This window comes from Phaeobacter sp. B1627 (assembly GCF_006265095.1).
Taxonomy (GTDB): Bacteria; Pseudomonadota; Alphaproteobacteria; order Rhodobacterales; family Rhodobacteraceae; genus Epibacterium.
In genome coordinates this window covers 22,038-28,818 of sequence record NZ_VCNK01000027.1, presented here as the reverse complement: position 1 = coordinate 28,818, position 6,781 = coordinate 22,038, and the positions used below count along the sequence as shown (strand labels likewise).

Genomic DNA, 6,781 nt, shown 5'->3' with positions numbered 1-6,781 from the left:
ATGGACGGCTGCGCCGCACGCTGTGGTTGGCTGACCCGACTAGCGATTGGGGTTTCTCAATCGTCAATTGGGCGGTTCCCGTGACAGAGGTAGAGTGTACCCCCGTGTGATCGAGGACATGCGCATTCAGGGGGTGGGCGACAAAGCTCAACACTCCCATACTCAGGCGATCAAGGATATCGCCAGATTCTTGCAGCCCTCACCAGACACCGGGGTTCCGGAGGAACTGCGCGTAGAACAGATCCACATGCCCGACAAGGTTCCGCCGGTCGCCGGATTTGATGCGATAATCCTTCCAGCGCTACGCTACCGTCTGGCGCCACCAAAAGCGGCTCAGGTATCCTGTCGGGAAATTTCTTCCCCCGAAGACCATGTATTTGGGCGGGATTTCCGGGTTGCGGGGATTTCCGCCGTAGGTCGAATGCACCGGATACACGGTACTTTAAGGAAGCATAGACGGTGGGCGGCAAATGCCGCATCAGGGACCGCCCGTAAGGAGCCTGTCCAATTACGAACTCAATGCGCGGAGACTGAGGCGGGCCTCATGCTGTAGAATGAAGGCACGTAGTTCGTCAAGCGGAAGCGGTTTGCAAAAAGCGTAGCCTTGCAAGGTGTGGCAACCGATATCGCGCAGCATGCGGGCATGTTGCATAGATTCCACGCCTTCGGCGATGATCCGCAAGTTCAGCAGCTGTGCCATGCCGATGACATGTGTGAGCATCTCGTGGGCCAATGGATCTACAGTAATCGGGCGGATCAGACGCTGATCAATTTTCATGGCATCAGGGCGCAATTGCATCAGGCCTACGACCGAGGCGTGGCCGGAACCGAAGTCGTCGATCTCAATTTGTACGCCAGCGTCCCGCAACCGATCCAAGCCAAAATGGAACAGGTCATTCTGCTCCTCGACAAGAACGGATTCCAGAATTTCAAAGACAATCGTTGGACCATCTAAGTGATGTGTTTTGATCTGTTCGTATACATCGTCGTTTCCTATGCGGTCGACGGTTACGTTGACGGAGACTTTGGGGATCTTGATGCCGAGAGGTTGGAGGCTATCGATCTGTCGAAGGGCTTTTGCAAAAATCTGGTTATCGATGTCCTCAATCAGGGACAACTGCTCGGCGACCGGCAGAAACTGGGTCGGCATCTGCAGGCCCAGATCAGGTGAGTGCCACCGGGCGAGCGTTTCTACTCCTACAATTTCGTGGGTAACCGCGTCAAACTGTGGCTGGAAATAGGGCTCAAACTCTTCGCGGGTCACCGCATGGCGAAGCTCGCGGGCGAGGGTCCGGTGGTTTAGCACCTGAAGGTGCAGCTCGGGTGTGTAAAGGCGTGCGCAATTGCGTCCTGAGGCCTTCGCCTCATAGAGCGCAGCGTCCGCGCCAATACTCAATTGATCAAACGTAAGAAGGCCATCGCCGGTGCTGGCTACGCCGAAACTGGCGCCGACCCGAATGGGTTTATTGTCAAACATCACGGGAGTGCCGATGCGGTCCAGCATCCGCAAGGCCAGTTTTTCCCCATCCGCTGAAGTCGCACCGGCGTCAAGAAGCACGATGAACTCATCCCCACCGACCCGTGCGGCCAGGTCAGTGGCTCTGGTTTCTGTCTGCAGGATCCGGGCTACTTCGCACAGGAGGAAATCGCCGGCATCGTGCCCCATCGTGTCGTTGACGTTTTTGAAATGGTCCAGGTCCAAGCGCACAATTGTCATTGATTGATCCGGGACCTCGGCCCGCAGCGCCAAGGCACGATCCAGCTCACGCCTGTTTTGCAGGCCGGTCAGCGGGTCATGCATGGCTTGATATTCAATTTCATGTTTTGCCGCAATGATCGCTTCGCGCTGCGCGCGGGCTTCGGTGACATCATTGGATATGGCCATATAGCCGTAGTGTCGGCCTTTGTCGGTCCTGAGCGGCGAAATGCTGAGGCTGACCCAATATGACGTACCATCCTGCCGGTAATTGAGGATTTCGACCTGCACCGCCTGGCGCTTTTTCAGGGCGTCTCGAATTTTTGCCCGGGTCTCAAGAGCAGTATCAGGGCCCTGCAGAAACTGGGAGGGGTCCATGCCGCGAATGTCTTCCAGTACATGGCCTGTCAACACTTCGAAGGACGGGTTGGTCCATACTATTTTGCTGTCCAGGTCTGTGATTATGATGGCGTCATTGGCACGTTGGGCTATGGCAGCCAGTTCGCTCAATTCGGCCTGTTTCGCCTCCAGGGCGCGGTGTGGTTCGATAATCACGGCCCTGCTTGCAATTGCAAAAATGCCGAATGTGCCGAAAAGGACGACCGAAATCGCAATCATGGCATTGGTCATAACCGCGCGTCCGGCCGTCTGAACGGCGATATGGTCCGGCACCAATGCAACCGAAACGTTGAAGTCAGCCAGTGATCGCACTTCGGATGAGCTCCGTTTCAGGAGGTCAGACGTTGGTTGAACCAGATATGTGCGCTTCACAATCTCATTGGCGGGGAATATTTCTTCGGTGTTCAGCCGGTATCCCGACAGAAGCATGCCTTCGATATAGCCGAGATGCAGCACCGGTGTCGCCAGAACCAGATAGACCTCTGTGCCACGCGTGTGCAAGAGGATTGGCTGCCGCAGGGGAGTGGCCTCCCTTTCCCCTTCGGTCAGGAGGTCTGATAGTGCAGCTGGTGAGAAATAGTCCCGCTCGTCGGGGCGCACGTCGTAGTTTGAAAGCGCTTCGTGAAAGGCGTCATAAAACGTCACCCAGGACAGGTTCTGCGTCATCCGCAGGGACTGCAGAACATCCGGCACATAGTCCGGGTTTTCATCAAATCCCAGTGCGATATTGATCAAGACAGGATCGTTTGCCAGAACCGACATCAGGACCTGATTATGAGATAACAGAGCGTTCAGATGGGCGCTGGATTCTTCTGCCTGGGCCTGGATGGCGCTGTATTGATAGTTTTTGAAAAACGGCAGGGCGACGTACCGGATGGCCAGCAGTGAACTGAGCAGTGTCAACACCAGGATCAGGGCGGTCAGAACCCAAAAGCGGCGCGCCACCGCGGCCGATCTCACTTTGAACTCGGTCTGCATTCAGCGAGGATCCTCAAGGCGGCCGTCGGCACCAAAGCGGGCGAGACAGAGATCCCTTTCGCCCAATGCCTCGTGTGAATCGGGGAGGGTCACGTCGTAGGGCGAAAAGGGGGAGGTATATTCCTTGAGGATACCGGGAACCGGCGTGCGAAGGTTTTCCAGAGCGGTCTTCAGCGCGCGCCGTTTGGCGCTGATCGTGCCCTGCCAGTCGGCACTTTGAGCGGCCTGTTCCGCCGCTGCAATGAGAATACGGGTGAGATCGTAGCCATGCACGAAGCCGGTTGGCGCTGGTACGTCTGCGAGGCCACGTGCCTCCGGCAGGGCTTGACGCAAGGCGGCACGCAGAACAGAGTTCTTGGCGCGCTCCTGTTGAAGTCCGCAGGTCTGCAGCACCGACAGCGAAAGAGACATGCGCGTATCATTTGATACAGTTTGGCTGAAGGCTCCGCCCATGATGCCCCAATGGCTGAACAGTTTGACGCCGGGCATTTGTTCGGCCAGTGCATTTGCAAGGAGTGCGCCATTGCGCCAGTCGGCCAGCATGATGACGCAATCCGGATCCGATTGTGCGAGTTCATCCACAAGCGTCCCTGCGGCGGCCTCGCCAATGGCGGTGGGAAAGAATTCTACGCCGTCCGGCCTGCGGTCCAGGACCGCCAGGGCTGCCTCCAAAGTGTTCCGGTTGGCATGACCCCAGCCGGTATCCATCAACAGCAATGCCACGGACTGGCACCGGCCCTGTGTGACCGCCGCGTCGACGAGGAAGCTGCCGGATTTGAAGTCATCGACGGACAGGCGAAAAATCCAGTTGTCGCGACCTCGGCCCGCGCGGGTGATGGGGCCGGCTGCTGACCAGGGCAAGAGGGTCAGAAGCCCGTTTTCATTCATGAAATTCTTGTGGGTGAGATAGGGGGGAGAATGCATTCCGCCGAACATGAGAAGCGCCGTTTCACTGGCCTTCATTTCCTGCATATGGCGGTACGATCGCTTCACATTCGTGCGGTGATCCTTTTGTACAATGGTGACCGTCTGACCGCCGAGGCGATAGTTGACCTCCTCCAGAGCGGTGCGAATTCCGAGTTCTATCGAAGTGGAAGATGCCGGGCTTTTGGAAAAATCGGCATCAATGAACAATTCCAGCGGTGTCGCCAATGCGGGGTTTGAGTCGCTCACACTGATACAGACGCAGACCGCAAGCAGCCATTTCAAAACACCGGGTAACATTTGAGAACTTTCACTGACAAAACAACACTCGACATCCCGAACCTAGGTGAGGTCGGTTAAGGAAGGGAAAAACAATTCTCTCAATTTGCACTTTTCAAACATTCAGGCGAACATTCGCTCCTGAAACTTGCGCGCGGCTCAGATACGGACGATTTCTCCGGCTGCCGCGCGGGCATCCTCCTCATCATGGGTGACCAGCAGCGTCGGAAGACGCCGCCGGGATGCAAACGTAAAGACAAGTTCCCGCATTTTTACCCGCAGGGGTGCATCCAACCGGGAGAACGGCTCGTCCAGCAGCAGAAGGTCAGGGTCCGACAGGAGCATACGCATCAGCGCGACACGGGCTTTTTGGCCGCCAGACAGGCTTTGGGGATCACGGTCGTGAAATCCCTCCAGTCCGATGTCGCACAAGGCCTTTTCAACCTGCGCCCGCCGGGCACGTCGAGACAGGCCCGGCCTCAGGCCAAAGGCAAGATTTGCACCGACGCCGAGATGCGGAAACAGCAAATGATCCTGATACAGAATGCCGATGCGACGGGCCTGAGGAGGCAGACCTGTCAGGCTGCGCCCGTTGAGGCTGATGTGGCCGCTCAATGTGAAATCCGACGACAGCTGGCCTGTGATGGCGGCAAGGAGAGTGGATTTCCCCGAGCCTGACGCGCCCATGACGCTGACCGTCGCGCCGGGGGCAACATGCAGATCAAGCGACACAAGGATCTGGTCCGATTGGCGGATCGACAGCGAGGTGAGGCGCAGCCCGTCATCCATGCCGCAGTCCCCGTCGGTTGCGCCAGACGAGGGCCGGGACCGCCAATGCCAGGGCAAATGGCAACAATGCGATTGCGGCCTGAAGCACGGCATAGACGCCGATCGCGCGGCGATCGCCACCTGATGCAAGCGCCAGAGCTTCGGTTGTCAGAGTTTGTACACGGCCGCCCCCCACCAGCAGGGTTGGCAGATATTGCCCGACGGATACGGCCATTGCCACAGCGCAGGCAGTGAGAATGGGCGCCAGCAGCATGGGCAGCCGCAACCCGAGGAAGATCCTGCCGGCAGAGGCCCCCATTGCAGCCGCGACCGCCGCCTGGCGCGTGTCCCAGCTTTTGTAGGGCCCTTCGAGGGACAGCCGCAGGTATGGCAGTACAAACACCAGATGGGCGAAAATCACGGCCCAGAGGGTGCCATCTATGCCGAAACTCAGCAGGCCGGTCTGCATCCCCGGCAAAAATGCGGTTTGCGGGATCAGCAACGGCACGTACAGCAGCCACAGGCCTCTTTGGGTGAGGCGCAGGTGACGGCGTTCTTCTGTTTCCAGACATCCGATCGTCAGCACCAGCCCGATCAGTGTCGCAGAGCAGGCAATGACAATGGTGGTGCCCAGAGTGGCCATCGCCGGGGGGGCACTGCGGTGCCATGTTTTCAGGGTCATGGCCTCTGGCAGGACGGCGGGAAAAGTCCAGCGGGCGGCAAAGGACCACACTACGAGGCCGAGCATGCCGGCAAGAATGGCCACCACCGAGACCGTCCCGATGCCAAGGCCAGCGGTGCGAAGCCAACCGTCCCCGGCCCATCGGGTGCCGCGATAGGCCAAATGCGCTGCGATGTGACCGGTGACGAATTCGGCCAGGCGCCAGAGTGTCAGCGCAGATACCACCAGTGCCAGCTGGACCAGAGCCGCAGCCGAAGCCAGGGAGCGCATCTGCAGGTCAGGATCACCCATCCAGCGTACAATCTGAACCGAAAGGGGCGGCGGTGTATTGGGGCCGAGGATCATGGCAACATCCACCACCGACATCGAATAGGCGAGCACCACATAGACAGGCAGGCGGATACGCGGATAAAGGGCGGGCAATACCGTGAAAACCCATCCCGCGATCCGGCCGTACCCCAGCGCGGCCGCGACCTTGCGGCGCCCGTCGCTGTCGATCTGACCAAGGGCTGCGAGGGTGATCAACAGCAGGAACGGCACTTCCTTGGCCACCAGACCGGCAATGAGCGCAATGCCCATCGGGTCCTGTACCAGCAGCAGATCCGGTGGTCTGTCCCAGCCGGTGAACCAGGGGCTGAGGCCTCGTGCGATCCAACCCGATGGCTGGATCAGGAACATCAGGCCAAAGGCGGCCGCTGCATGGGGGACAGACAGCAGCGGCGACAGCAGACGCAGCAGTATGCGAAAGGGGCGCGTGCCCTCCCAACCCGCGACCAGAAGCACGACGACGGCCAGCGAAATCAGCGTCGCGGCCCCTCCGGTCTGCAGGCTGAGCTGTATCGCAGGGACGATCCCCGGCCAAGCCAAGAGCGCGCGCAACGGTTCTGTCGAGGGACCGCTCAGCCCGGCTGCGGGCAGGTGGCCAAATCCTGCCATCACCGTTCCCAAAAGCCCTGCCACCACCGGACCCAGCAGCGCCAGCAGCGTCAGGGCCGGCAGAATTGGCGGCGCGATGGGTCGTAATCTGGGGGGCAAGCGCACAGCGCGGACTCAGA

The 6,781-nt window shown here is 59.2% G+C and carries 4 protein-coding genes; all 4 read right to left on the bottom strand.

The genetic code is table 11. The annotated features are described in order from the left end of the window. Window positions 1–508: 508 nt before the first annotated feature. The 4 genes from FGE21_RS14815 to FGE21_RS14800 all read right to left on the bottom strand — a co-directional run bounded on the left by FGE21_RS14815 (window position 509) and on the right by FGE21_RS14800 (window position 6,767). Entirely contained in the window at window positions 509–3,073 is a 2,565-nt protein-coding gene (locus FGE21_RS14815) for a bifunctional diguanylate cyclase/phosphodiesterase (protein ID WP_139664148.1), read from the bottom strand. Further along, window positions 3,074–4,297 carry an ABC transporter substrate-binding protein gene (locus FGE21_RS14810; protein ID WP_139664147.1) on the bottom strand — a complete coding sequence of 408 codons (1,224 nt, stop codon included), beginning with the start codon at window positions 4,295–4,297 and terminating at the stop codon, window positions 3,074–3,076. Between the two features lie 138 nt (window positions 4,298–4,435). Beyond that, window positions 4,436–5,065, bottom strand: a complete 630-nt coding sequence (locus tag FGE21_RS14805; RefSeq protein WP_139664146.1) for an ATP-binding cassette domain-containing protein — start codon at window positions 5,063–5,065, stop codon at window positions 4,436–4,438. Beyond that, complete coding sequence (locus FGE21_RS14800; RefSeq protein WP_255731603.1) at window positions 5,058–6,767, bottom strand: ABC transporter permease; 1,710 nt, start codon at window positions 6,765–6,767, stop codon at window positions 5,058–5,060. Before FGE21_RS14800 ends, FGE21_RS14805 begins: the two co-directional genes overlap by 8 nt. Between the last annotated feature and the right edge of the window lie 14 nt (window positions 6,768–6,781).

What these genes read in the sequence shown, in the direction of transcription:
- FGE21_RS14815 (WP_139664148.1), bottom strand. Translation starts at nt 3,073, where the DNA reads ATGCAGACCGAGTTCAAAGTGAGATCGGCCGCGGTGGCGCGCCGCTTT.
- FGE21_RS14810 (WP_139664147.1), bottom strand. Translation starts at nt 4,297, where the DNA reads ATGTTACCCGGTGTTTTGAAATGGCTGCTTGCGGTCTGCGTCTGTATC.
- FGE21_RS14805 (WP_139664146.1), bottom strand. Translation starts at nt 5,065, where the DNA reads ATGGATGACGGGCTGCGCCTCACCTCGCTGTCGATCCGCCAATCGGAC.